This is a genomic window from Acinetobacter lactucae, from assembly GCF_013344765.1.
GTDB classification, from domain to species: Bacteria; Pseudomonadota; Gammaproteobacteria; order Pseudomonadales; family Moraxellaceae; genus Acinetobacter; species Acinetobacter lactucae_A.
Genome location: NZ_JABVBF010000012.1, coordinates 14,822 through 37,800 on the forward strand (window position 1 = coordinate 14,822; position 22,979 = coordinate 37,800).

The window sequence follows — 22,979 nt, forward strand, 5'->3', positions numbered from 1 at the left end:
TATGAATCTGTTAAAACCTCTCATCATGAGTATGGTGATTGTTTGCACGGTCACATTAATGGGATGTAGTAAAGAAGCACCCAAAACAGAAGAAATACCCTATGTGATGGTGGCACAACCGTTGACCACACTCCATGAACAAAAAAGTTATGCGGGGGATGTTCAGGCTAGACAACAAACGGCTTTGGCATTTCGAGTGGGTGGACAAGTTACTGCTCGCTATGTGGATGTAGGCGACCGAGTTAAAGTGGGACAAGTTTTAGCAAAGCTTGACGTATCAGATGCTCAGTTACAATTAAATGCTGCTAAAGCTCAACTAGATAATGCACAGGCTTCAGCAAAAACAGCAGCAGATGAACTCAAGCGTTTTCAGCAATTACTCCCGATTAATGCAGTAAGCCGTTCACAATTCGATACGGTAAAAAATCAGTACGACGCGGCACAAGCAGCTCTACAGCAAGCTCGTTCTAACTATGAAGTTTCTGCAAACCAGACCGGTTATAACCAACTCGTTTCTAACAAAAATGGCGTTATTACTGCGCGAAACATAGAAATTGGACAAGTCGTTGCAGCGGGACAAGCTGCTTATCAACTTGCAATTGATGGTGAACGTGAAGTTGTCATTGGTGTACCAGAGCAAGCAGTTAGCGAGATTAAAGTTGGTCAAGCCGCTTGGATTACCTTATGGTCTAAACCGAATGACCGATTTGCTGGTTATGTTCGCGAAGTTTCTCCCGCAGCGGATCAGTCCCGTACATTTACAGTGAAAGTTGCACTCAAAGAAGGTCAATCTGCTATTCAGCTTGGACAAAGTGCACGCGTATTTTTTAGCTCGACTCAAACCAATGTGATGAGTGTGCCACTTTCAAGTGTTTCAGCAACAGATAATCAGCCGTATGTCTGGGTGGTTAATGCAAATCAGACTTTACGTAAAGTACCTGTAACGATAGGTGCATACGGCAGAGACAGTGTACCCGTGTTATCTGGCTTAACACCAAATGATTGGGTTGTGATTGGTGGTGTGCATTTGCTCCGTGATAAACAGAAGATTCATCCGATTGACCATGAAAACCGTGCAGTGAAAATTCAGGGAGTGAAGTAACCATGAAATTCAATCTCTCGGAATGGGCATTAAAAAATAAAGGTATCGTCCTTTATTTTATGCTACTGCTTGGTATTATCGGTGCGATCTCTTATTCAAAATTATCACAAAGTGAAGATCCACCATTTACCTTTAAAGTCATGGTGGTGCAGACCTACTGGCCAGGGGCAACCGCAAAAGAAGTTTCAACGCTGGTGACTGACCGTATTGAAAAGGAACTCATGACAACAGGGCAGTATGACAAGATTATGGCTTACTCCCGTCCAGGTGAATCATTGGTCACTTTTGTGGCTAAGGATTCACTGACTTCTGATAAGATTCCTGATGTTTGGTACAACGTTCGTAAGAAAGTAAATGATATACGCCATGAACTACCAAATGGTGTACAAGGTCCATTTTTCAATGACGAATTTGGAGACACTTTCGGTAATATTTATGTACTGACAGGCAAAGACTTTGACTATGCAGTTCTGAAAGAATATGCAGATCGTTTGCAATTACAGCTTCAACGCGTCAAGGATGTTAGTAAGGTTGAATTAATTGGTCTACAAGATCAAAAAATCTGGATTGAGATTTCTAACACCAAAGCGGTACAGCTTGGTATTCCGGTGACTGCGATTCAAGATGCCTTACAGAAGCAAAACAGTATGGCTAGTGCGGGATTTTTTGAAACAGGCACAGATCGTATTCAGATTCGGGTGAGTGGTCACTTACAAAATGTTGATGAAATCAAGAAATTACCTTTATTAGTGGGTGATAAAACCATTCAGCTTGGTGATGTGGCTGATGTCTATCGTGGTTTTAGTCAACCTGCTCAGCCACGTATGCGCTTCATGGGTGAAAATGGCATTGGTATTGCTTTATCGATGCGTAAAGGCGGTGACATTATTGCCTTGGGTAAAAATCTGGAGACAGAATTTGCCCAACTGCAAAAGACCCTGCCCCTGGGTATGAAACTCCAAAAAGTTTCTGACCAGCCTGTAGCAGTACAACGTAGTATTCAGGAATTTATAAAGGTACTTGCTGAAGCAGTTATTATTGTTTTGTTAGTAAGTTTTTTCTCTTTAGGTTTCCGTACCGGTTTAGTGGTCGCTTTTTCTATTCCTTTAGTTTTAGCAATGACCTTTGCGGGTATGAGTTTATTCGATGTCGGCCTACATAAGATTTCTCTCGGTGCTCTGATCTTGGCCTTAGGTCTTTTAGTCGATGACGCGATTATTGCCGTTGAGATGATGGCGATTAAGATGGAGCAGGGTTATAGTCGGATTAAAGCCGCCGGATTTGCATGGAAAACTACAGCATTTCCGATGCTCACCGGAACATTAATTACTGCGGCAGGTTTCTTACCCATTGCTACGGCTCAGTCTGGTACAGGTGAATACACTCGCTCTATCTTTCAGGTAGTGACGATTGCCTTATTGGTGTCTTGGGTTGCGGCAGTTTTATTCGTACCTTATTTAGGTGAAAAGCTATTACCCGATTTTACCAAAATAGGCCATCAGGCACCTTGGTATGTCCGTTTATGGGCGAGATTAACTAAAAAACCGCAACCGCAAACTGTGGTCATTTCACAGGACCACCACTACGACCCTTACCAATCTAGCTTTTACCTACGTTTTAGAAAGATGGTCGAGTTTTGTGTGACCTATCGTAAAACTGTGATTGCAACGACGGTGGGGATTTTTGTGCTCTCTGTACTGATGTTTAAGATGGTTCCTCAACAGTTTTTCCCACCTTCAAACCGTGCCGAGATTTTAGTCGATTTAAAACTTGAGGAAGGCGCGTCTTTAACAGCAACAGAACAAGCTGTGAAAAAAGTTGAAAAGTTCCTGTCTAAACAAAAAGGTATTGATAACTATGTGGCTTATGTCGGTACAGGGTCACCACGTTTTTATTTGCCTTTAGACCAGCAATTACCCCAAGCCAGCTTTGCGCAGTTTGTTGTACTTGCATCGTCACTTGATGATCGTGATGAAATTCGTCGCTCGTTAGAAACACAAATTAAGCAATTACTTCCACAAGTTCGTACTCGCGTGTCATTACTGGAAAATGGCCCTCCTGTTGGTTATCCGTTGCAATATCGTGTGTCGGGTGAAGATCAAAATCTGGTACGTCAAGAAGCACAGAAAGTCGCTAAACTGATGAGCGAAAATCCGAATACGACCAATGTGCATTTAGATTGGGGTGAGCCGAGTAAGATTATTTCAATTCAAATTGACCAAGATCGTGCTCGACAAATGGGTGTCTCTAGTTTGGATTTAGCGAATTTCATTAATGCATCAATTACAGGTAGTGCGATTGAGCAATATCGTGAAAAGCGTGAACTTATTGAAATCCGCTTACGCGGTGATCAGAGCGAGCGAGTTGAAGTGGCTTCACTGGCAAGTTTGGCTGTTCCAACGACCAATGGAACGACTGTGCCTTTAGCTCAGATCGCTAAAATTGAATATAAGTTTGAAGATGGCTTAATCTGGCATCGTAACCGCTTACCAACCATTACTGTTCGCGCAGATATCCGCACTCAACTACAGCCCGCTACAGTGGTGGGTGAGTTAGCTGAATCAATGGATAAATTACGTGCTGAATTGCCAAGTGGTTATCTCATTGAAGTGGGTGGAACCGTAGAAGAGTCTGCACGTGGGCAAAATTCCGTTAATGCGGGCATGCCACTGTTTTTAGCAGTTGTTATGACATTACTGATGATTCAGCTCAAAAGCTTATCTCGCTCGACCATTGTGTTGTTAACAGCTCCATTGGGTTTAATTGGTGTGGTTTTATTTTTACTGTTATTTAACAAACCATTTGGCTTTGTGGCTATGTTAGGCACAATTGCACTCTCAGGCATGATCATGCGTAACTCGCTTATTTTGATTGATCAAATTGAGCAGGATCGACAGGCAGGGCATTCAGCTTGGGACGCGATTATTGAAGCAACAGTGCGTCGATTCCGTCCAATTATTTTGACTGCTTTAGCTGCAGTTCTGGCCATGATTCCACTTTCGCGTAGTATTTTCTTCGGTCCGATGGCAGTTGCGATCATGGGTGGATTGATTGTTGCCACCCTGCTGACATTATTTTTCCTACCTGCGCTCTATGCAGCATGGTTTAAGGTGAAAAAAACCGCATAAAATACATAATTTTTTTGTGAATAAAGGTGCGAAATATTGAAAACTCCAATATAGTAGCACCTGTCTTTACACAAAAAATATAGGATTATTTCGCTGCATAAAAAATAGGCAAAATGCAGTGAATTGAGGTGAAATACAGATGGGGCAAGACCATATCGAACAGCATCGCCGTTATATAGTAACTTCTTATGCGTTCATGTTTCTTGCATTGTTTACAGTTATTTTTGCGGCCTTTGCTTATTTGGTCGCTCGTAAAGTGGCGGTTGTAGATAATGCAGAAGTTTGGATTCATGCGCATGCACTATGGATTATGCGCAACGGGATTCTATTTCTTTGTATGGCAATTTTTGCTGCGGTCTGGTTTATTCCGCTCTTCTTTTTTGCATGGGACAGTAATCTTTGGGTCACGGCCTCTACAGTTGCAGGTGTAGTGTTTAGTGCGATTGCGTGGTTATTTCTATTAAATGCATGGTTAAAAGGCTTGTCTAAATATTTAAAAAATAAGGCAGTTTTTTAATATATCTATTTTTTAAACATTTCCCCCTTGTAAATTCGGCTAAAGTCCCCCATTTAGTCGGCAATAGAGTATTGATAAAATTCCGTGAGGAGCACCGCCAAAAATGGCTAAACGTGATTATTATGAGGTTTTAGGCGTTTCAAAAACCGCAAGTGATGATGAGATCAAAAAAGCCTACCGTAAATTGGCGATGAAATATCATCCTGATAGAAACCCTGACAATGCCGAAGCTGAAGAGAAATTTAAAGAAGCTGCTGAAGCTTATGAAGTTTTATCGGATAGCGAAAAGCGTAGCATGTACGATCGCATGGGACATAATGCGTTCGAAGGCGGCTTTGGCGGCGGCGGTGGTGGCTTCGGCGGATTTAGTGCAGAAGATATTTTTAGCCAGTTCGGTGATATTTTCGGTGGAGCATTCGGTGGTGGTGGACGTCAACAGCGTCAACGTCGCGGATCAGATTTACGCTATGTTATGGAGCTTACCCTTGAAGAAGCTGTAAAAGGGGTGAAAAAAACCATTACCTTTACTGCTCCTGCACCATGTGATGTGTGTGATGGTAAAGGCTCTAAAAATCCTAAAGATGTTGAAACCTGTAAAACTTGTCATGGTTCAGGACAAGTACGTATGCAGCAAGGTTTCTTCTCTGTACAACAAACATGTGGTACGTGTCGTGGCCAAGGTAAAATTATTAAAAACCCTTGTCAGGCATGTCATGGTTCAGGTGTGGCTGACCGTCAACAAACGTTGGAAGTTACAATTCCAGCGGGTGTAGATAATGGTGACCGCGTTCGTTTGAGCGGTAAAGGCGAAGCTATTCGTGATGGCCAATCAGGTGACTTGTACGTTGAAGTCGTAGTTCGTGAACACGAAATTTTCCAACGTGATGGTGCCGATCTCTATATGGATGTACCAGTAAGCATTGCTGATGCTGCACTTGGTAAAGAAATTGAAATTCCAACTTTGGAAGGTCGTGTTAGCCTGAAAATTCCTGAGGGAACTCAAACAGGTAAATTATTCCGTTTACGTGGCAAAGGCGTTCGTCCAGTACGTAGCAGCATGGTCGGTGATTTACTCTGCCGTATTGTGGTAGAAACACCAGTCAACTTAAATTCTCGCCAACGTGAATTACTTAAAGAGTTGCAAGCTTCTTTTGATGGCGAAGACAGTGCTTCTTCACCAAAGAAAAAATCATTCTTTGATCGTTTGTTCGATTAATGCTTGATTAAATAAGAAATTAAAAAGAAGGCGGATATTGATAAAATATTCGCCTTTTTATTGCGCTGATGTATCTTATTATTTTTATTCTGCTTAAAAGAAAAATTACGACTACTTACTCTGTAGGATGAGCAATATCAATGTCGTCAACACTTACAGTCGGCTCGCTAGAAGCAAGAGTCTGAGCATTTTCGATCACTGGTGCGGCTACTGCTTCTGCCTGTACAGCTACTTTCGGTGCTTCTGCTGTTGTTTCACCAATAATTGGGTCAATATCTTCAACTTTAACCTCAGTATTGGCATCGCTTGTTTGAGCTGTAGGCGTTGCTGTTTGAGTATTTATGTTTGTTGTAATACGCGCTTTAGATAAGCTTTCTAATGTGTCTCCTGGCTGGATTGCAGGCTCTGCAAATGCCACTGAACTCATAATCCCCATCATTACTGTAAAGCCAATAATTCTCGAATGCATGCTGAACTCCTTATAGTCATCTTTTTTTCATTCGTGGTCCGTAGTGTGCAGATCAATTCTTTAACTTTTGTGAAAACAGATTAAATTTCAGTTCATCTCAAAAAATAATTTTTACTTTTTAAGATGAGCAAAGAGTTTTGATATAGTAGGTAAATTACGTAAAACCGAAGATTGGGAAGATTATGTCAGCAGCTCCACGCATTGGTATTTTAGGTGCAGGCGGTCGTATGGGCCGTACGCTTATTCAAGCAGTTCAACAGGCAGGCTATCAATTAGCTGCTGCGGTAGAGCGTCCGGAAAGTAGTTTGGTGGGCACTGATGCAGGTGAGCTTGCTGGTATTGGTTCAGTGGGTGTGAAGGTTTCAGGAAACTTGGCAGAAGTTCTTAAAGACTGCGATGTAATCATTGATTTTACTGCACCAGTTGCAACTGCTCAGCATTTAAAGCTTTGCCGTGAAGCCGGGGTTGCCATGGTTATTGGTACAACAGGTATGTCGGATGAGCAAAAAGCTGAGTTAGACGAAGTTGCCACTCATACCCCTGTGGTTTACGCTGCAAATTATTCTGTGGGCGTAAATGTATCAATCAAGTTACTTGAGCTTGCAGCAAAAGTATTTGGCGATACAGTAGATATTGAAGTGATTGAAGCTCACCACCGTCATAAAGTAGATGCGCCGTCAGGTACAGCATTAATGATGGGCGAAGCAATTGCAGATACTTTAGGCCGTAACTTAAAAGAAGTTGCTGTGTATGGCCGTGAAGGGCATACAGGCCCACGTGACCGTCAAACGATTGGTTTTGAAACTATTCGCGGTGGTGACATCGTTGGCGAACACACAGTCATGTTTATTGGTGAAGGTGAGCGTGTTGAAGTGACTCATAAAGCCACTAACCGTATGAACTTTGCTGCTGGTGCAGTGCGAGCTGCGGCATGGGTTGTGGGCCGTGAAGCGCGTAAATATGACATGAAAGATGTTTTAGGATTGAACGACGTACAGGTTTAAAAACCCTGTCCGTATTCCATGTGTAGCGAGAAAAACAAGATAGAGCAGAACATGAATAAAAAACAAATTGCTTTGACCACTCTTCTTTGCTTAAGCAGCCTTTGGACGGGGGCTGCTTCTACAGAAAAAGCTAAACTCAGCTTAGACCGCAATAATATTAAAGTCTGGACCTATCAAAAAACGGATAATCCAGTCTTTCAATATAAAGCGGAAACCACATTTGATGTGCCACTTGAGCGCGCTGTCGCTGTGATTTTAGATGTAAATCGTGCTGATCAGTGGGTGCCTTATATGGGCAAAGTTGAAATGTTGTCTCAAGATGAGAAAAAAGGTGAGTTCACACTGTATATGGTGTTGGACTTTCCATTTCCTTTAAAAGATCGTGATGTCGTTGTAAAAGGAAAAATGAGCAAGGCCGCAAATGGCATTGTGACAATTAAAAATACTGCAATTAGCGGAAATTATCCGATACAGCCCGATGTTGTACGCTTAACGCGCTATGAAGGGGATTGGACATTCCAGAAACTTGCAAATAATAAGGTGAAAGTAACGACCAGTGGTTATGCTGATCCTGCTGGGGCAATTCCGTTGAGCTTTGTAAATATGTTTGTTCAACAGCAGCCTTACCAGATGTTGCTTAAAATGAAGCGGGAAGTAACGAGTCCGATTTATGAAAACCCGAAATTACCAGAAATTTTAAAATAAATAGCTTAAAAAAAGCGCCTGATTCAGGCGCTTTTTTTTATTAATCTGAACACTGCTGCAACGCTTGGGTGGGACTACTTTCACGTTTGATTTGAAATAAAATCAATAACAAACCTAAGCCGGCTAGTAATGCACCAGCAAATGATACTGCGCTATAACCCCAACCTAAATCGAGTACTAACGCGCCTGCTGCTGCTCCTACTGCGTTCCCTAAGTTAAACGCACCGATATTCACAGAAGAGGCAAGTCCTGGTGCCTCATGAGCGACTGACATTACACGCATTTGTAATGGAGGCACTAAAGCAAAGGTTGCTGCACCCCAGATCACTAATGCAATGGCTGCTCCAATCTGGCTTTGTGCAAGGATCGGGAAAGTCACCATCATCACAATCAACAGAACCAAGAAACCAATCAGAGTTTTGTTAATGGACAAATCTGCAAAACGTCCGCCTAAATGGTTACCAATTGAGAAACCGACACCAATCAACACCAACATGAACGTAATGAAGATCGGTGAAGCATGGGTAAACTCAGTCAAACTTGGCGCAATATAGGTATATAGCGTAAACATTGCACCTGCACCGAGTACGGTAGTAAGTAGCGCAAGGACTACAGGAGTACGCGTTAATACCTTCAACTCAGCTTTCACATTTGGCTTTTGGGCAACCATGCCTGATGGCAGGGCTTTCCATAAAGCGAGCATGGTAATCACACCAAGCAAGGAAATCGCAAGGAAAGACATACGCCAGCCAATGTTTTGTCCTACCCATGTTGCTAAAGGCACACCACCGATATTGGCAATGGTTAAGCCCATAAACATGGTGGCTACAGCGCTGGCCTGTTTATGTGCGGGCACAATACTTGCTGCTACAACAGAGCCGATCCCGAAAAAAGCACCATGGTTCAGGCTTGTGATGAGACGAGCACCTAATAAGCTCATATAGCTTGGTGAAAATGCTGCGATTAGGTTACCTACCGTAAAGATCGCCATCAGCAAAATAAGCGCATTACGTCGTGCAAAACCACCAAACCATAGGGTCATGAACGGAGCACCTAGCATGACGCCAAGTGCATAACCGGTAATTAACATTCCGGCTGTTGGAATTGAAATCCCTAAATCATTAGCGATATTCGGCAACAATCCCATTGGTGAGAATTCCGTGGTGCCAATGGCAAAGGCACCAATTGCCAATGCCAGTAACGAGAACGCCGTATTTGATTGAGTGTTCATGAGTTTAGTCCCAAACTGGTGCCCATGGCTCTGGGCTAACTTCACGACTGTTACGATCAAGTTCGGCAATCATTTGCATTTCAGCTGAAGTTAACTCGATATCCTGTGCTTTTAAGTTGCTAATCAAGTTTTCACGTTTAGTCGAAGATGGAATGACTGCAAAACCACGTTGCAATGCCCATGCAAGTGCAATTTGTGCTGTCGTTGCTTTATGAGCTGCTGCAATTTCAGTTAAAACAGGGTCTTGAAGCACTTTACCGTACGCAAGCGTCATATATGAAGTGACATCAATATTCTTCTCTTGTAAGAAATTTACAAGTTTATGGTTTTGAAGATAAGGACTTAACTCAATCTGATTAGTTGCAATATGCTCTAAACCAATTGTGTCAATCGCTTGTTGGGTAAGCTCAATATTGAAGTTTGAAATACCAATTTGCTTAGTAAGACCTTGTTGTTTTGCTTCAAGTAAAAGTTGCATAACTTCAGGAATAGAAACGCCTAAATCCGGTGCTGGCCAATGAATCAAAGTTAGATCGACATGGTCAGTACGAAGCTTTTCCAAGCTCTCTTTTAAGCTTGGAATAAACTTATCTTGATCAAAATTATCTACCCAGATTTTTGTGGTTAAAAATAAGTCCTGACGTGATACACCGCTTTCGGCAATGGCTTGACCAATCGCTGCTTCATTGTCATAAATTTGAGCCGTATCAATTGCACGGTAACCTACATCTAGCGCATTTTTAACAGAATCAATCACCGCTTGTTCTTTAAGGCGGAAAGTTCCTAGACCAAAACGAGGGATATTCATGTGTTCACCTGAATTTAAATAATTGTTTAACTTGAGGTGCATTTTGCTTTTTTTATTGTTGCGAAAAAATAGATGAATAAGCAAAATATCTTTGATCATTAGTCAATAATAGAATAAGCCATGAAATCAACAATTGAAGAACTCGTTGCCTTTATCACCATTGTTGATACAGGCTCTTTTGTTGCAGCGGCAGAGCATTTAAAACAAACACCTTCAGGGGTTAGTCGATCTTTAACACGCTTGGAGGCGAAGTTAGATGTGACTTTGCTAGAGCGGACTACGCGTAAACTGAAACTCACGCAAGAAGGGCAACAGTTTCTGGTAAAGGCTCGTAAAATTTTAAATGAGCTGAATGCTGCCGAAGAAGAACTACAAAAATCGGATCAGGGCACCGCAGGGCTCATTCGTATTGATTCGGCTACTCCGTTTGTTTTACACGTAATTGCGCCATTAATGCATAAGTTCCGTGAGTGTTATCCAGATATTGAAATTGAACTCAATAGTAATGATCAGGTGATTGATCTCTTGCAGCATAAAACCGATGTGGCATTTCGGTTTGGGGAACTTAATGACTCGAGTCTGCATGCCAAATTAGTGTGTAAAAGTCGCTTATTTATCGTTGCAAGCCCTGAATATTTAGCCATTAAAGGTACACCGATACAACCTGAAGAACTTGAACAACATGATTTGATCGGCTTTACCAGACCTACCTATATTAATAGCTGGCCGATTAAAGTCGGTGATGAATATTTTTTTGCACAAGCAAACATTAAAGCATCGAGTGGTGAGACGGTACGTCAACTCACGATTAGAGGACATGGTATTGCACGGCTATCGGAATTTGAAATTTGGAAAGATATTGAAGAAGGGCGATTGATTGCCTTATTTGAAGACCAAATTGAACATCAATATCAAAGCATCCATGCTGTGTATTATCAACAAGAGCATCTACCAAAACGAATTCGTTTATTCATTGAGTTTTTGGCAGAACAGTTAAAAGACGGTTTTAAAAACGCTCTCTAAAAGTAGTGTAACTGTCAGTTGGAAAATGAACTTCTAAAATTGGAGTGATTTGTCCTTCTGATGAATGTTGTGCCAGAAAATAGCTTTTCTGCTGTTGGCGGCAGCTAAAATATAATTTGGAATAAACCGAGTTCACCATTACAACTTCATTTGAGCTATTACGTTTATATTGATAATGTGAAATCGTACTAGTCTTTTCATCAATGCGTTGCTCCATTTTATAGTCTTGTTGATTGGTCATTTTTAAATAACCTTCAATGAGACTTTGGCAAACGGTATGTCTGTACTGCTCGTTTTTGGGGTGTGGCTGGCAACCTGCTAAAACAATAGTAAATAATAATATAGCTTTTAATTTCATGGTCTTGCTACTCTTTGAGTTGATTTATATAGCGTAAAGGTGTTCTATAAACCAGTACAGATACAGAAATTTTTAAAAAAGCAGCACAGAATGACTTTTCAATATCAGGTTCTTGCCAATCAATTAGCACATCGAATTTATCAAGATGAGCTCAAGCCTCATCAGAAGCTGATTTCATTACGAGATTTCGCTCGTCAGCACACTATTAGCTTAAGCACAGCAAAAAGTTGCTATGAATTGCTTGAGGCGAGGGGGCTGATTTATGTAAAGTCGAAATCAGGTTACTTTGTGGTTGCTCGTACTCAATCTAGCCCTATTCCTGATAGCCCAGATTTTTTGTCTTTGCCTCGGCAAGTCTCAAATCTAGAGTTGCATAACCAAATACAAGAAGCTGCATTACAGAGCCATCTCGTACCGTTGGGTTCGATTCAGTTAACGCCTCATTTTATTCCGGTGGAAGGTTTACGTCGTTCTATTCAACGGGCTTTAAAAAATTGTCAGCCTCAAGACTTTCTTTATTGTAATAAACAAGGGCATGAGCAATTAAGAAAAGCGTTATCTGATCATTGGCGTGAAGATGGGATTTTTATCGCGGCAGAAGATATTTTTATTACCAATGGCTGCATGCCTGCTTTGTCTTTGGTGATTCAACATCTAACAGAAGTAGGTGATAGTATTTTAATCCCAACGCCTACTTTTAATGGACAACTACAGCTTATAGCCAGTTTAAAACGACAGATTATTGAAATTCCAGCGCATCATCGTGGTATCGATCTTGAGCGCTTAGAATCATTTATGAAGCAGGGTTTAGCTAAAGTTTGCTTAATGACAGCCAACTATCAGAACCCTTTAGGATATTGTTTAAGTAATGTAGAAAAACAAAAGATTGCCGAATTAGCAGCAAAGTATCAGTGCTTTATTATCGAAGATGATATTTATGGAGAGTGTGGCTACAGCGGTGAGCGACCATTACCTATACGCTATTGGGATCGCGAAGGTTATGTGATTTGGTGTGGGTCGGTTTCTAAGTCTTTGTCTAGTGCGTATCGCGTAGGGTGGTTCTGTTTAAGTGCGAAGCTACAGCATTTAAGGCTTGAGCTGGTAGCCAGTAATATTGGGGTCAATACACCGCTACAATTAGGTCTAGCTGATTTTATTTATAGTCGTGGTTACAGGGAGCATTTAGAGCAGTTAAGACCGAATTTGATGCGGCAAGTCGAGGAGTATCGTAGTTGTATTTCAAATGCCTTTGAAGGTATTCCAATTGCACTGAGTCAACCAGAAGGAGGCTATGCATTATGGATGCAGTTACCTAAAACTGTAGATAGTTTGGCGCTTTATTACACTGCAAAATCTCACGGAATTACCGTAGTTCCCGGTCACGTTTTTGGTGAGGATGAACGCTATCGGCATTTTATTCGTTTAAATGCGGGTCATGAGTTAACAGCAGATGTCCGCCAAGCAATTAAAGACTTAGCGGATTGGTCACGACAACAGATTAAAACAGCGAGTTAGTCTTATTCTGCAAAGTCTGTTTTAAGCACAATGCGGTAGCGTGCTTGACCTGAGTGTAGACGTTCAATTGCTTCATTGAGCTGTGACATTGGAAATAGCTCAATTTGAGGTGCAATTTTTTTGCGTGCAGCAAACTTTAAAAGCTGACGTAGTGCAGCAGGTGAGCCCGTAGGTGAACCTGTTACGGACTTAGCGCCATCAATGAGAGAGCCGACAGAAACAGGAACAGGTTCTAGCGTGAGTCCCAAGAAGTGCAAAGAACCATTTGGTGCTAGTGTAGAAATGAAAGCACGCCAATTTAGGGTCACATTTACGGTACTCAGCAATAAGTCGAATTTTCCTTTTTGAGCTTTTATCGCCTCTGTATCGCGGCTATTTACTACATGGTCAGCTCCCATTGCTTTGAGTTCGTCTGTTTTATCTGGGTTGGAACTAAAAGCAGTGATTTCACATCCCCATGCTTTAAGTAGCTTAATGGCGATATGTCCTAAACCACCAATACCAATTACACCGACATGATGCGTTGCTTGAATTTTGTGTTTGAGTAATGGATCAAAAACGGTAATACCGCCACAAAGTAGGGGACCTGCACTTTCAGCGTCTAAATCGTCAGGGAGGGGAATAGCCCACTGCCATCCTGCACGGACCTTATCGGCAAAGCCACCAGCATGTCCCACGATTGTTGCAACATTTTCGCCTGTACACAGTACTTGTTGACCGCCAATACATTCATCACAGGCTTGGCAACTTTCAGCTGTCCAACCAATACCGACACGCTGTCCAATTTGTAGACCTTTGGCTTCTGAGCCCAAAGCAACAATTCGTCCAATAATTTCATGGCCTGCAACCACAGGGTACACGGTTGACCGCCATTCATTGTTCAAAACAGAAATATCAGAATGACATAAACCACAATATTCAACTTTTACCTCAACCTGATGCGGTTGTAATTCACCTGCGTCAAATTGATAGGGAACCAGTTTTTCACCTGCCTGCATTGCAGCATAAGCCTGAATCGTATTATTGCTCATCGGAACTCCTTAAGCGGCTTTAAACCGTTCTGGTGGGTTATGAAGCTTTAAATTGACAATCGTTTTCATGATCATTGACCATGCCTACTGCCTGCATAAAAGCATAGCAGGTGGTTGGTCCAACAAATTTGAAACCATTCTTTTTAAGTGTTTTGGAAAGTTTTATGCTTAGCTCGGTTTGAGCAGGGGCCTTGCGATAATCTACAACATCATTGTGTTGAGGAACTGCATCTACAAACTGCCAAAGCCATGTAGGAACATCGCCGACTTGGGCTTTAAGTGCTTGCCAAGCAATTGCATTATCACGAATGGCTTTAAGTTTACCCAAGTGACGAATTAAGCCCGCATCGGATAATTTTAGTTCTAAAAAATCATCCGTAAATGAAGCAATTTCTGAAATAGGGTGATTAAAAAAGTGCTGACGGTAGCTTTCTCTTTTTTTCAGTACGGTAATCCACGATAAGCCTGCTTGCTGACCTTCTAGGCAGAGCATTTCAAATAGTCGGGCTTCGTCGTGTTCAGGTTTACCCCATTCCTCATCATGATAGGCAATATAGAGTGGATCATCGGAACACCATCCGCAGCGTTGAGTTTTCATGATGATGCTCCTTATATTTATCTTAGAATTTTAAAGTTTAAATAACACCCACTCGTTTGGGCGAGTATCCCAATAATACAGTTCAGCTTGAGTTAAGTCTTCAAACTTTAGCCAAAAGTCTTTGCCAACTTTATCTGAAAAACCGGTACTGATCAGTAGGGCATCATCGCTGATTTCCATGATCCAGCCTTGATAGCTATTGCCATTTAAAATGATCTTTTGCTGGTTACCAGACTCGGCAAACTCTACTAAGCGATTGATCAGCGCTTCCGACATAAAATGTTCCTAGCGTAAATATGAATAAGGATTAACAGCACCACGTCCTTTACCATTTAGGTAAAGACCATAATGAAGATGAGGTGAAGTATAACGTGCATTGCCAGTATTGCCGACATAGCCAATGAGGTCGCCCTTTTTGACATAGTCACCCACATTTAAGCCACGTTTGTGACCATCAAGATGAGCATAATAATGCCATGTTCCTGCTGGGCCTAAAATCCAGATCACTTTGCCACCCAAATTGTTATTACGAAGATCGGCAACGAGCCCTTCGGTTGCGCTGTAAACTTTGGTTCCACGTGGAGCCAAAATATCGATTCCTTCGTGACTACGACCCTGACTCCGAGCAGCTCCCCATGTGTCTTTTAATTCATCTCGATCGATACCCTTCACTGGTACGGGCAGTCGATTCGGAAGCTGCATGCTTTTAAGTTTACTAACTTGAGCGGATGGAAGCGGGGCAGGTTTTTTAGGTGCACTCGCACAGGCAGCCAATAGAATAATCAGAAAACCAAGTGAGAAATGAGAAACAAAACGTCGCACGAAATACTCCCTGTCACAGCCATATAAAAATTATTTTGCTCACTATGTCACGAACAGCTTGTCGAGATCAATTTTTTCATAGCGGTTGGAACACCTTTGGCAATGGCTTGTTCCGGACTCAACCATTGGCCTTCGAGTTCAATTGCTAGATGTTCTTTTTGATCAGGTTCCACGTGGAACATGTGAGCATTAAGTAACCATGTGAAGTGTGTGAAGCTATGACTGATCTGAAAGGATTGTGGTTGAGGCTGTAGTTTAAATTGTTGGCTTAAGCCCAATCGGTCATGTTCATTTTCTAAAATAGGTAAACAGAATAAACCGCCCCATAGACCATGAGCTTGGCGCTGTTGCCAGAACCATTCATTTTCACACTGGATAATGAGAACATCTGCTGTTTTAACAGGCGGAGTTTTTTTCGGTTTCTTAAAAGGTAATTCTTGTTCTAAACCTTGCTGATAAGCCTGACAATGAGCCTGCATTGGGCAATATAAACACAGCGGTTTTTTAGGCGTACAGATGGTTGCACCGAGATCCATAATCGCTTGAGTGTAGTCATGATTACGATGTGTCGGGCAAAGTTCTTCAGCCAGTTTCCACATTTCACGTTCGTGTTGTGGCTTGCTTAAGTCATCCTCAATGGCAAAGAAACGAGCTAAGACACGTTTCACGTTGCCATCCATAATCACGCCATACTGACGTAAACCCAAAGACATGAGCGCGCCTGCGGTAGAGCGACCAATGCCGGGTAGTGCAATCCATTCTTCTAGCGTTTCAGGAAATTTACCTTGTTGCGTGACAAGACCAGCCGCTTTATGCAAATTGCGTGCACGAGCGTAGTAACCGAGGCCAGCCCAATAAGGGGCTACTTCATCCCAAGTTGCATGACCTAAAGCTTCTACAGTTGGGAAGCGCTCCATAAAGCGGTCAAAATATTGCAAGACCGTTTTCACCTGAGTCTGCTGTAGCATAATTTCAGAAACCCAAACTTTGTACGGATCATCTGCAACTTGCCAAGGCAAATCGTGACGACCATGTTGATCGAACCAGTTTAAAAGAGCATCAGAAAAAGAAAATTCAGGCATGAACAGCTATAGAAGAGAAGTAAGGGTTAAATTATAGCTGAAATTTAGATGAAATTTTGTTTAAAGCAGGCGAACAGCGCGAGTATGTTAAAACAGAGATTACCTGATAATAAGCAATCTCTGCTTCATGTATAAAAAGGATTAATCCTTTTGTACACCCCAACGTTGGTCAAGTTTCAACGGTTGGTTTTTGTAGTATGGAATGACATGAATGTGGAAATGATCTGAATTTTGTCCGAAAACTTCACCATCATTGAAGCCGATATGGAAACCGTCTGGTTGATGGCGAAGCTGTGTTTCGTGGCGAGCAATTTCAAGAAGTGTAAGCAAGCCTTGATGTTCTTTAGAAGTGATATCAAAAAAAGAACGAACATGGCGTAGTGGCGTTACCACACAGTGGCCTTTAGATAGCGGATTAGAATCAGGCAAAATTACAGCAAATTCATTCTTATCAATGATGTCATATTCATCAAATTCGCAATACGGACATTTCTTGTCAGTCATTGTTGTATCCTCTCATGTTATTCCATTAAACCCCGAGTGCGGGAAATAAGACTAGGCTTCGCTCTAGCTCAACGGGAGTATAGTTATTGAAGTATGGTTTAAAAAATACAGTAAAAATATTGCAAAGTCATAAACATTTAAGGGAGCAAATGCGAAAAAGTCATTTGCTCCAAATTTGCTTCTTTTATTTTAAAGTACGATCTAGCACATCGTACATTTTAGCAAGGCCTTGTTTTTCCGCTTCGCTGTTGTAGCCAAGATCTACACCGTTTGCCTTAGCTTTTTCATCTGCAAGCGGGTTACTAAAGCCATGTTTAGCACCTTCTAAAACCACTACTTCGTGTTTAACCTCAGCAGCTTGCATCTCTTTTTCAAAATTAGCAACATCTTCTAAGGTGACCATACTGTCTAGTTCACCATGTAGAACTAAAACTTCACCTTGAATGTTGCCTTTTTGAGCAGGTGCCTTTGGTGCTAATGTAGCATGGAATGTTACGACTGCTTTAAGGGGTGCACCTGAGCGAGCAAGGTCCAATACAACTTTACCGCCATAGCAAAAGCCAATTGCAGCTAGTTTTTCGCTATTCACTTCTGGTTGAGCAGCAAGCGTTTGCAGCGCAGCGTTGGCGCGATCAGTAACCGTGTCTAATTCTTCAAATGTCTGCATCATCCATTCATAGGCTTGAGCTGCAGTTGAGGTAACTTTCTTATCACCATACATGTCAATAGCAAGAGCGGCATACCCGTGTTCAGCAAGCTCACGTGCGCGTTGCTCAGTATATTCATTACGGCCCCACCACTCAGGACCAATAATGATACCTGGTACAGGTTTCTCACTCTCTGGAGCCGCAAAGTAACCAATTAAATGGCTGCCGTCTGGTGCAGTATATTGAATTTCACGGGTTTTAATTGCTGTACTCATGACATTAATCCTGAAATTAAACTTGGTTTAAACACGCTTGATTAAAGCATAAAAAATAAGAAGTAAAATAAATAACTATGTAAAAATCTACATCAAAAGAAAAAGATAGATATTTCAGCGCAATAAAAAAAGAAGGAAACCAGTTCCTTCTTTTTATATACTAATGATTAGATTAGGTCCTGCCGCGCGAGATGAACCCAATTACAGCTAGAATTACAGCCACAACTAATAAAATCACGGCAAAGTCTTTAGATAGCCCTGCAACACCACCAAACCCTAATAGACTGGCAATGAGTGCAATTACTGCAAAAATTATCGCCCAACGGAACATAATGTTGTCCTCCTTATTTTTCATTGTCATTTAACTATATAGTGTGTTTTTTACGCCGAATGTGTCGTTTATGTGGTTGAAATGTATATTAAACAATCGTTTTGTGATACCAGAAATACAGCTTCTTTTTTAGTACAGACCTCTTCAATGCTATACTGATACATCGTTTTATCTCATCAGCCGTTAAAACCTATGTCTACCGAGACCTCACTTCGTCCATTATTTTGGAAAAATTACACGCTAGAGCAGCTTACTCAGGCTGAGTGGGAAGCTTTGTGCGATGGGTGTGGTTTATGCTGCTTGGTCAAGCTAGAAGATGAAGATACCCATGAGGTGGCTTATACAAAAGTGGCGTGTAAGTTACTCGATTGCAGTACAGGGCGTTGTTCGGATTATCCAAATCGTCAGCAGCAAGTACCGGACTGTTTGCAGTTAACTGTAGAGTCTTTAAAAACGATCCACTGGTTGCCATCAAGCTGTGCCTATAAGCGCTTGAATGAAGGTAAGAATTTACCTTCTTGGCATTATTTAAATACAGGTTCGAGACAAAGCGTTGTTAAGGCGAAAAAGTCAGTTGCAGGACGTTGTCTGTCTGAAGTTGATGTCCATGAAGATGACCTTGAAGATTATATTGTACGATGGGTGCGTTAATTCGATCTTGAAAAATAGATGTATTAATTACAGCGTATAATAAAGTAACACTTTTATCGTAATTTTTTTGATCATCTCCGTTATATAACAATAAGAACAAAAGGAGATAAAAATGATGAGACGATTAGCAGCACCCTTATTATGTAGTAGCTTTTTTTTGTTAATGGCCTGTGGGTCTAATAATACTAATTCAAAAAATCCTGAACAAAATACGACTGCAAAAGCAGATCAGTCTGTTGCTGTCAAACAAACTTATCAGGTGGAAGCCGTCGCACATTTTAATGAACCTTGGGCGGTGACCAGTCTGCCTGATCAGCGTTTATTAGTGACCGAACGGCAAGGTAAATTAAAAATTTTTAATCCTAAAAATAAGCAAATGTTGGATGTTCAAGGTATTCCAGCAGTGAATTATGGGGGACAGGGTGGTTTAGGAGACGTCGTTTTACACCCTGACTTTGCGAAGAATCACTGGGTTTATCTCAGCTATGCTGTGAAAGGGCAAGGCGGATCTGGAGCAGTAATTTCACGTGCGAAATTAGATTTATCTAACCCCAATCAGCCAAAACTTACCGATATAAAGCAGATTTGGCAGCAAGTACCCAAAGTTTCAGGACAAGGCCATTATGGACATCGTATGCTTTTTGGCGCAGACGGGAAGCTATGGGTCAGTTCAGGTGAGCGACAAAAGTTTGATCCTGCCCAAAACATGAAAAGTAACTTGGGTAAAATTTTGCGTTTAAATGAGGATGGTTCAGCTGCGGCAGGTAACCCTTTTTATAAGCAAGGTGGGGTCACTGCTGAAATATGGTCACTGGGTCACCGTAACCCATTAGGTATGGCCTTTGACCGCCAAGGACAGCTGTGGGTGGTTGAGATGGGGCCTAAAGGTGGTGATGAGCTTAATATTATTACCAAAGGTGAAAATTATGGTTATCCGATCGTTTCAAATGGAGACCATTATTCGGGCCAACCTATTCCAGATCATCACACTCGTCCAGAATTTCAAGCACCTGAAATTGACTGGACTCCTGTAATCTCTCCGTCGAGTATGATCATTTATCGTGGTCAACAATTTCCTGGCTGGCAAAATAAAGCATTAATTGGCGGGTTATCTTCTGAAGCAATTGTGGTCGTGGATTTACAGCATAAACCCGTGAAAGAAGTGCAAAGAATAGATATGAAAAAACGTATTCGTGGGTTGCATGAAGCACAAGATGGTTCGATTTGGGTAATTGAAGATGGCTCAAATGCACGTTTACTGAAGCTCAGCAAAAAAACCTCTTAATGCTACGAGCAGCCTGTAAATAAAGGACGTGTCTCATAGATTCAAATTGTAGATTTCTGTGAGACACAATAGACTATAGTGAAAAGACGATAAAGCCATTTGAGATGTCAGACACCCATATTCCACTTCCCGAACGCCTGCGCCCAAGAGACTTGTCTGAAATTATTGGGCAGGATCATTTATTAGGTGAACATGCGCCCTTACGTCAAATGATTGATCAGGGTCATTTACCTTCTATTATTTTTTGGGGGCCGCCAGGCGTTGGTAAAACCACAATTGCTTTGTTGTTAGCTCAAGCGATAGACCGCCCATTTGTGAGTTTGTCTGCGCTGAATACGGGTGTAAAAGAATTACGTGAAGTGATTGCAGAAAGTGGTGATTTACTGACACCTGTGGTTTTTATTGACGAAATTCATCGTTTTAATAAATCACAACAAGATGCATTATTAGGCGCAGTAGAAAAAGGCAAAATTACATTAATTGGCGCGACCACTGAAAACCCATCATTTGAGGTGAATAGTGCGCTTTTATCACGCTGTCAGGTTTATACCTTAAATAGTTTAGACAGCGAGGCAATTCAGACACTCCTCAACAATGCACTTCAAAGCGACAAATTTTTAAAAGAACGTTATATCCATATTGAAGAATATGATGCACTCATTCAGTTTGCAGCAGGTGATGCTCGTAAAGCGCTTAATTTACTGGACTTGATTGCAAGTACCTTTGAACCAGAAGTTGAAAACACGATTACCAACGCGGTTGTGGTGAAAGTCGCTCAGCAAAATATTGCGCGTTATGACAAATCTGGTGAGCAGCATTACGATCTCGTTTCCGCCTTTATTAAATCAATTCGGGGTAGTGATCCAGATGCAACCCTATATTGGATGGCACGTATGCTCAAAGGCGGAGAAGATCCGGTTTTTATTGCAAGACGTATGCTGATTGCAGCCTCAGAAGACATCGGAAATTCTAACCCAAATGCGCTACTGCTTGCAGGTGAATGCTTCCGCTCTGTCCAAGCGGTGGGTATGCCTGAGGCTCGAATTATTCTAGGTCAAACAGCAGTTTATTTGGCAACGAGTGCAAAAAGTAATAGTACTTATTTAGCGATTAATAAGGCTCTGGAACTTGCTGAAAAAACGGCGAATTTACCTGTGCCTTTGCATTTGAGAAACGCGCCGACTAAGCTTATGAAACAGCAAGGCTATGGGATTAATTATCTCTATCCTCACGATTACCCTGAGCACTTTGTACTGCAAGACTATTTGCCGCCTGAGTTGAAGGGAACCAAGCTCTATGAGTCTGCGAGAAATAAGCGTGAGGTTGAAGGCGAGCGCTTACAGCAACGCAGATGGCAGCAGGAACAATAGTTCATTGATGCTTCTGCTCTAGTTCTTCAGTCACTTGACCATAAATTAGTAGAGTAAACACGCCTGTACCACCAACAATATTGCCAATGGTGGTCGGGATCAGGAAAGTAAATAGATACTTGCCAATAGAGGCTTCTCCTTGCCAGACCAGATAGGACATTTCTGTAGAACCAACCACTACATGGGTAAAGTCACCCAGTCCTATCAAATACGTCATGAAAAAGATGAGCAAGAATTTATTATTGACTGAAGGCATCATCCAGACCAAAGCTGCAATTAATAGCCCTGACATAATACCTTTGAGCATATTCTGGGTGGCGGAAAAGGAACCCACATGATGGGCGAGTTCATCTAGGGCTTTGTCAATATCTGGAGTAAACAGATGAGTAGTGAGGAAAAATAAACTCGCCAAAGCTGTTCCAATGATATTACAGAGAATCACAATCCCCCATAATCGGCCCACTGCTCGTAATTTATCGAGAGTAAAGGGCTTGAATAAAGGTACAACTGTGGTGATAGTATTCTCGGTAAAGAGTTGCATGTGACTCAAAATAGCGATTAGAAACCCAATGGTATAACCCACATTAGTGATTAAATCGGTCCAAACTGCATCAGCTGGGAGATAAGCAGCAATAATCGCTTTAAATACAAATGAAAAACTGATGACTAAACCCGCGGCAATCCCTGAAAAGATCAGTGCAGTTGTTGGACGATCAAGCTCTTCGGCACCATCACGGCGGATAATTTCATAAACCAGACGGGGTGACAGTTTCTCATGTTCTTCAACTGCCATTTTTTCACGCCAGCTTAAGGTTTTCTCGACCTTTTTTTCCTCTATTTCATGATCCATCAGGCTTACTCCTCACTGAATAAATATCTTATATTTATTGTTTTATTTATTGTTAAGGTAGTGCTCAGGATAAATCTAGTCTATTCATAACAGCTTTATGTATTTTTTTATAAATTGAATACGCAATAGTAGAGCAGATCATCAAAAAAATAAGTTTAAAGAAATGTATAAGTTCTTAAAGTGCGGATGAGTGCCATATAGTCACCTTGAGAAGCTTGAGCAATAACAGATTCAACTTCTGCCTGACTCCAGCCTTGTTTTAAAGCAGAATTGCTAAAGTTGGTTAACAAGACCAGAGGATTTTCACCAAAATGGATTGGATGATTGATTAATCTCTTTTCAAGCTTAGATATTTCCATAGGATCACCCTAGTTTTAGATTTAATTATTGTGAAGTACTTTGTGTTTTTTTAGATTTTAGTGTTTTAAATTAAGATTATGCAAGCGCTAATTTATTT

Annotated in this window: 25 protein-coding genes; 11 read left to right on the forward strand and 14 right to left on the reverse strand. The window is 41.5% G+C overall.

The genetic code is table 11. The annotated features are described in order from the left end of the window. Position 1: 1 nt before the first annotated feature. The 4 genes from HUN22_RS02730 (at position 2) to dnaJ (ending at position 5,963) form a co-directional block, all read left to right on the forward strand. Positions 2 to 1,102 carry an efflux RND transporter periplasmic adaptor subunit gene (locus HUN22_RS02730; protein ID WP_174726415.1) on the forward strand — a complete coding sequence of 367 codons (1,101 nt, stop codon included), beginning with the start codon at positions 2 to 4 and terminating at the stop codon, positions 1,100 to 1,102. Positions 1,103 to 1,104: 2 nt separating this feature from the next. Then, positions 1,105 to 4,230 carry an efflux RND transporter permease subunit gene (locus HUN22_RS02735; protein WP_174726416.1) on the forward strand — a complete coding sequence of 1,042 codons (3,126 nt, stop codon included), beginning with the start codon at positions 1,105 to 1,107 and terminating at the stop codon, positions 4,228 to 4,230. Between the two features lie 139 nt (positions 4,231 to 4,369). After that, on the forward strand, positions 4,370 to 4,747 hold the full coding sequence (locus tag HUN22_RS02740; RefSeq protein WP_174726417.1) for a hypothetical protein: 378 nt from the start codon (positions 4,370 to 4,372) through the stop codon (positions 4,745 to 4,747). Between the two features lie 103 nt (positions 4,748 to 4,850). Then, positions 4,851 to 5,963 (forward strand): molecular chaperone DnaJ, encoded by a 1,113-nt coding sequence (gene dnaJ, locus HUN22_RS02745; RefSeq protein ID WP_002119101.1) that lies wholly within the window; start codon positions 4,851 to 4,853, stop codon positions 5,961 to 5,963. A 115-nt stretch (positions 5,964 to 6,078) separates the two neighbouring features. On the opposite strand, the gene HUN22_RS02750 is transcribed toward dnaJ, so the two are convergent. Next, positions 6,079 to 6,432, reverse strand: coding sequence for a hypothetical protein (locus HUN22_RS02750; RefSeq protein ID WP_174726418.1), 354 nt, complete (start codon positions 6,430 to 6,432; stop codon positions 6,079 to 6,081). Positions 6,433 to 6,614: 182 nt separating this feature from the next. On the opposite strand from HUN22_RS02750, the gene dapB reads away from it, so the two are divergent. Beyond that, positions 6,615 to 7,436 carry a 4-hydroxy-tetrahydrodipicolinate reductase gene (gene dapB / locus HUN22_RS02755; RefSeq protein ID WP_002119175.1) on the forward strand — a complete coding sequence of 274 codons (822 nt, stop codon included), beginning with the start codon at positions 6,615 to 6,617 and terminating at the stop codon, positions 7,434 to 7,436. 51 nt (positions 7,437 to 7,487) lie between these two features. Next, a complete protein-coding gene (locus tag HUN22_RS02760; RefSeq protein ID WP_174726419.1) occupies positions 7,488 to 8,141 on the forward strand; it encodes an START domain-containing protein in 654 nt (217 codons plus the stop codon). A gap of 40 nt (positions 8,142 to 8,181) precedes the next feature. Here the strand turns inward: HUN22_RS02760 and HUN22_RS02765 are convergent, their stop codons facing one another. Then, positions 8,182 to 9,372, reverse strand: coding sequence for an MFS transporter (locus HUN22_RS02765; protein ID WP_174726420.1), 1,191 nt, complete (start codon positions 9,370 to 9,372; stop codon positions 8,182 to 8,184). A 4-nt stretch (positions 9,373 to 9,376) separates the two neighbouring features. Next, positions 9,377 to 10,180: a 2,5-didehydrogluconate reductase DkgB gene (gene dkgB / locus HUN22_RS02770; RefSeq protein ID WP_174726421.1), complete on the reverse strand. Its 804-nt coding sequence runs from the start codon at positions 10,178 to 10,180 to the stop codon at positions 9,377 to 9,379. A gap of 120 nt (positions 10,181 to 10,300) precedes the next feature. Here dkgB and HUN22_RS02775 point away from each other — a divergent pair, with 120 nt between their 5' ends. Further along, entirely contained in the window at positions 10,301 to 11,203 is a 903-nt protein-coding gene (locus HUN22_RS02775; RefSeq protein ID WP_174726422.1) for a LysR family transcriptional regulator, read from the forward strand. Here the strand turns inward: HUN22_RS02775 and HUN22_RS02780 are convergent. Continuing rightward, positions 11,187 to 11,561, reverse strand: a complete 375-nt coding sequence (locus HUN22_RS02780; RefSeq protein ID WP_174726423.1) for a hypothetical protein — start codon at positions 11,559 to 11,561, stop codon at positions 11,187 to 11,189. The genes HUN22_RS02775 and HUN22_RS02780 overlap by 17 nt on opposite strands. A 90-nt stretch (positions 11,562 to 11,651) precedes the next feature. On the opposite strand from HUN22_RS02780, the gene HUN22_RS02790 reads away from it, so the two are divergent. After that, a complete protein-coding gene (locus HUN22_RS02790) occupies positions 11,652 to 13,076 on the forward strand; it encodes a PLP-dependent aminotransferase family protein (protein WP_174726424.1) in 1,425 nt (474 codons plus the stop codon). Between the two features lie 2 nt (positions 13,077 to 13,078). Here the strand turns inward: HUN22_RS02790 and ahr are convergent, their stop codons facing one another. The 8 genes from ahr to HUN22_RS02830 all read right to left on the reverse strand — a co-directional run bounded on the left by ahr (position 13,079) and on the right by HUN22_RS02830 (position 18,366). Further along, the gene (gene ahr, locus HUN22_RS02795) at positions 13,079 to 14,107 is read right to left on the reverse strand and encodes an NADPH-dependent aldehyde reductase Ahr (protein WP_174726425.1); all 1,029 of its coding nucleotides are present in this window, start codon (positions 14,105 to 14,107) and stop codon (positions 13,079 to 13,081) included. A gap of 37 nt (positions 14,108 to 14,144) precedes the next feature. Beyond that, on the reverse strand, positions 14,145 to 14,705 hold the full coding sequence (locus HUN22_RS02800) for a DNA-3-methyladenine glycosylase I (RefSeq protein ID WP_174726426.1): 561 nt from the start codon (positions 14,703 to 14,705) through the stop codon (positions 14,145 to 14,147). A gap of 30 nt (positions 14,706 to 14,735) precedes the next feature. Further along, positions 14,736 to 14,981 carry a hypothetical protein gene (locus tag HUN22_RS02805; protein WP_001287364.1) on the reverse strand — a complete coding sequence of 82 codons (246 nt, stop codon included), beginning with the start codon at positions 14,979 to 14,981 and terminating at the stop codon, positions 14,736 to 14,738. A gap of 9 nt (positions 14,982 to 14,990) precedes the next feature. Continuing rightward, positions 14,991 to 15,527, reverse strand: coding sequence for a M23 family metallopeptidase (locus tag HUN22_RS02810; protein ID WP_174726427.1), 537 nt, complete (start codon positions 15,525 to 15,527; stop codon positions 14,991 to 14,993). A 47-nt stretch (positions 15,528 to 15,574) separates the two neighbouring features. Further along, on the reverse strand, positions 15,575 to 16,609 hold the full coding sequence (mutY, locus tag HUN22_RS02815) for an A/G-specific adenine glycosylase (RefSeq protein WP_174726428.1): 1,035 nt from the start codon (positions 16,607 to 16,609) through the stop codon (positions 15,575 to 15,577). Positions 16,610 to 16,750: 141 nt separating this feature from the next. Beyond that, a complete protein-coding gene (locus tag HUN22_RS02820) occupies positions 16,751 to 17,113 on the reverse strand; it encodes an HIT family protein (protein ID WP_005300389.1) in 363 nt (120 codons plus the stop codon). Between the two features lie 184 nt (positions 17,114 to 17,297). Further along, entirely contained in the window at positions 17,298 to 18,035 is a 738-nt protein-coding gene (locus HUN22_RS02825) for a dienelactone hydrolase family protein (protein WP_031949686.1), read from the reverse strand. Between the two features lie 172 nt (positions 18,036 to 18,207). After that, positions 18,208 to 18,366 (reverse strand): DUF1328 domain-containing protein, encoded by a 159-nt coding sequence (locus tag HUN22_RS02830; protein ID WP_002053759.1) that lies wholly within the window; start codon positions 18,364 to 18,366, stop codon positions 18,208 to 18,210. A 192-nt stretch (positions 18,367 to 18,558) separates the two neighbouring features. Between HUN22_RS02830 and HUN22_RS02835 the strand changes: the two genes are divergently transcribed. From HUN22_RS02835 to HUN22_RS02845, 3 genes are all read left to right on the forward strand, one after another. Then, a complete protein-coding gene (locus HUN22_RS02835) occupies positions 18,559 to 19,017 on the forward strand; it encodes a YcgN family cysteine cluster protein (protein ID WP_174726429.1) in 459 nt (152 codons plus the stop codon). A gap of 112 nt (positions 19,018 to 19,129) precedes the next feature. Next, positions 19,130 to 20,302, forward strand: coding sequence for a PQQ-dependent sugar dehydrogenase (locus HUN22_RS02840; protein WP_174726430.1), 1,173 nt, complete (start codon positions 19,130 to 19,132; stop codon positions 20,300 to 20,302). A 104-nt stretch (positions 20,303 to 20,406) separates the two neighbouring features. Further along, on the forward strand, positions 20,407 to 21,672 hold the full coding sequence (locus HUN22_RS02845) for a replication-associated recombination protein A (RefSeq protein WP_002119242.1): 1,266 nt from the start codon (positions 20,407 to 20,409) through the stop codon (positions 21,670 to 21,672). A 1-nt stretch (position 21,673) separates the two neighbouring features. On the opposite strand, the gene HUN22_RS02850 is transcribed toward HUN22_RS02845, so the two are convergent. Together HUN22_RS02850 and HUN22_RS02855 are read right to left on the reverse strand one after the other, a co-directional pair. After that, positions 21,674 to 22,522 (reverse strand): formate/nitrite transporter family protein, encoded by an 849-nt coding sequence (locus tag HUN22_RS02850; protein ID WP_016143867.1) that lies wholly within the window; start codon positions 22,520 to 22,522, stop codon positions 21,674 to 21,676. A gap of 155 nt (positions 22,523 to 22,677) precedes the next feature. Beyond that, positions 22,678 to 22,881, reverse strand: coding sequence for a hypothetical protein (locus HUN22_RS02855; RefSeq protein WP_174726431.1), 204 nt, complete (start codon positions 22,879 to 22,881; stop codon positions 22,678 to 22,680). Positions 22,882 to 22,979: the final 98 nt, after the last annotated feature.

Bases quoted from the DNA above. Each gene is read 5' to 3' on its own strand.
- HUN22_RS02730 (WP_174726415.1), top strand. From the start codon at position 2: ATGAATCTGTTAAAACCTCTCATCATGAGTATGGTGATTGTTTGCACG.
- HUN22_RS02735 (WP_174726416.1), top strand. From the start codon at position 1,105: ATGAAATTCAATCTCTCGGAATGGGCATTAAAAAATAAAGGTATCGTC.
- HUN22_RS02740 (WP_174726417.1), top strand. From the start codon at position 4,370: ATGGGGCAAGACCATATCGAACAGCATCGCCGTTATATAGTAACTTCT.
- dnaJ (WP_002119101.1), top strand. From the start codon at position 4,851: ATGGCTAAACGTGATTATTATGAGGTTTTAGGCGTTTCAAAAACCGCA.
- HUN22_RS02750 (WP_174726418.1), bottom strand. From the start codon at position 6,432: ATGCATTCGAGAATTATTGGCTTTACAGTAATGATGGGGATTATGAGT.
- dapB (WP_002119175.1), top strand. From the start codon at position 6,615: ATGTCAGCAGCTCCACGCATTGGTATTTTAGGTGCAGGCGGTCGTATG.
- HUN22_RS02760 (WP_174726419.1), top strand. From the start codon at position 7,488: ATGAATAAAAAACAAATTGCTTTGACCACTCTTCTTTGCTTAAGCAGC.
- HUN22_RS02765 (WP_174726420.1), bottom strand. From the start codon at position 9,372: ATGAACACTCAATCAAATACGGCGTTCTCGTTACTGGCATTGGCAATT.
- dkgB (WP_174726421.1), bottom strand. From the start codon at position 10,180: ATGAATATCCCTCGTTTTGGTCTAGGAACTTTCCGCCTTAAAGAACAA.
- HUN22_RS02775 (WP_174726422.1), top strand. From the start codon at position 10,301: ATGAAATCAACAATTGAAGAACTCGTTGCCTTTATCACCATTGTTGAT.
- HUN22_RS02780 (WP_174726423.1), bottom strand. From the start codon at position 11,561: ATGAAATTAAAAGCTATATTATTATTTACTATTGTTTTAGCAGGTTGC.
- HUN22_RS02790 (WP_174726424.1), top strand. From the start codon at position 11,652: ATGACTTTTCAATATCAGGTTCTTGCCAATCAATTAGCACATCGAATT.
- ahr (WP_174726425.1), bottom strand. From the start codon at position 14,107: ATGAGCAATAATACGATTCAGGCTTATGCTGCAATGCAGGCAGGTGAA.
- HUN22_RS02800 (WP_174726426.1), bottom strand. From the start codon at position 14,705: ATGAAAACTCAACGCTGCGGATGGTGTTCCGATGATCCACTCTATATT.
- HUN22_RS02805 (WP_001287364.1), bottom strand. From the start codon at position 14,981: ATGTCGGAAGCGCTGATCAATCGCTTAGTAGAGTTTGCCGAGTCTGGT.
- mutY (WP_174726428.1), bottom strand. From the start codon at position 16,609: ATGCCTGAATTTTCTTTTTCTGATGCTCTTTTAAACTGGTTCGATCAA.
- HUN22_RS02820 (WP_005300389.1), bottom strand. From the start codon at position 17,113: ATGACTGACAAGAAATGTCCGTATTGCGAATTTGATGAATATGACATC.
- HUN22_RS02825 (WP_031949686.1), bottom strand. From the start codon at position 18,035: ATGAGTACAGCAATTAAAACCCGTGAAATTCAATATACTGCACCAGAC.
- HUN22_RS02830 (WP_002053759.1), bottom strand. From the start codon at position 18,366: ATGTTCCGTTGGGCGATAATTTTTGCAGTAATTGCACTCATTGCCAGT.
- HUN22_RS02835 (WP_174726429.1), top strand. From the start codon at position 18,559: ATGTCTACCGAGACCTCACTTCGTCCATTATTTTGGAAAAATTACACG.
- HUN22_RS02840 (WP_174726430.1), top strand. From the start codon at position 19,130: ATGATGAGACGATTAGCAGCACCCTTATTATGTAGTAGCTTTTTTTTG.
- HUN22_RS02845 (WP_002119242.1), top strand. From the start codon at position 20,407: ATGTCAGACACCCATATTCCACTTCCCGAACGCCTGCGCCCAAGAGAC.
- HUN22_RS02850 (WP_016143867.1), bottom strand. From the start codon at position 22,522: ATGGATCATGAAATAGAGGAAAAAAAGGTCGAGAAAACCTTAAGCTGG.
- HUN22_RS02855 (WP_174726431.1), bottom strand. From the start codon at position 22,881: ATGGAAATATCTAAGCTTGAAAAGAGATTAATCAATCATCCAATCCAT.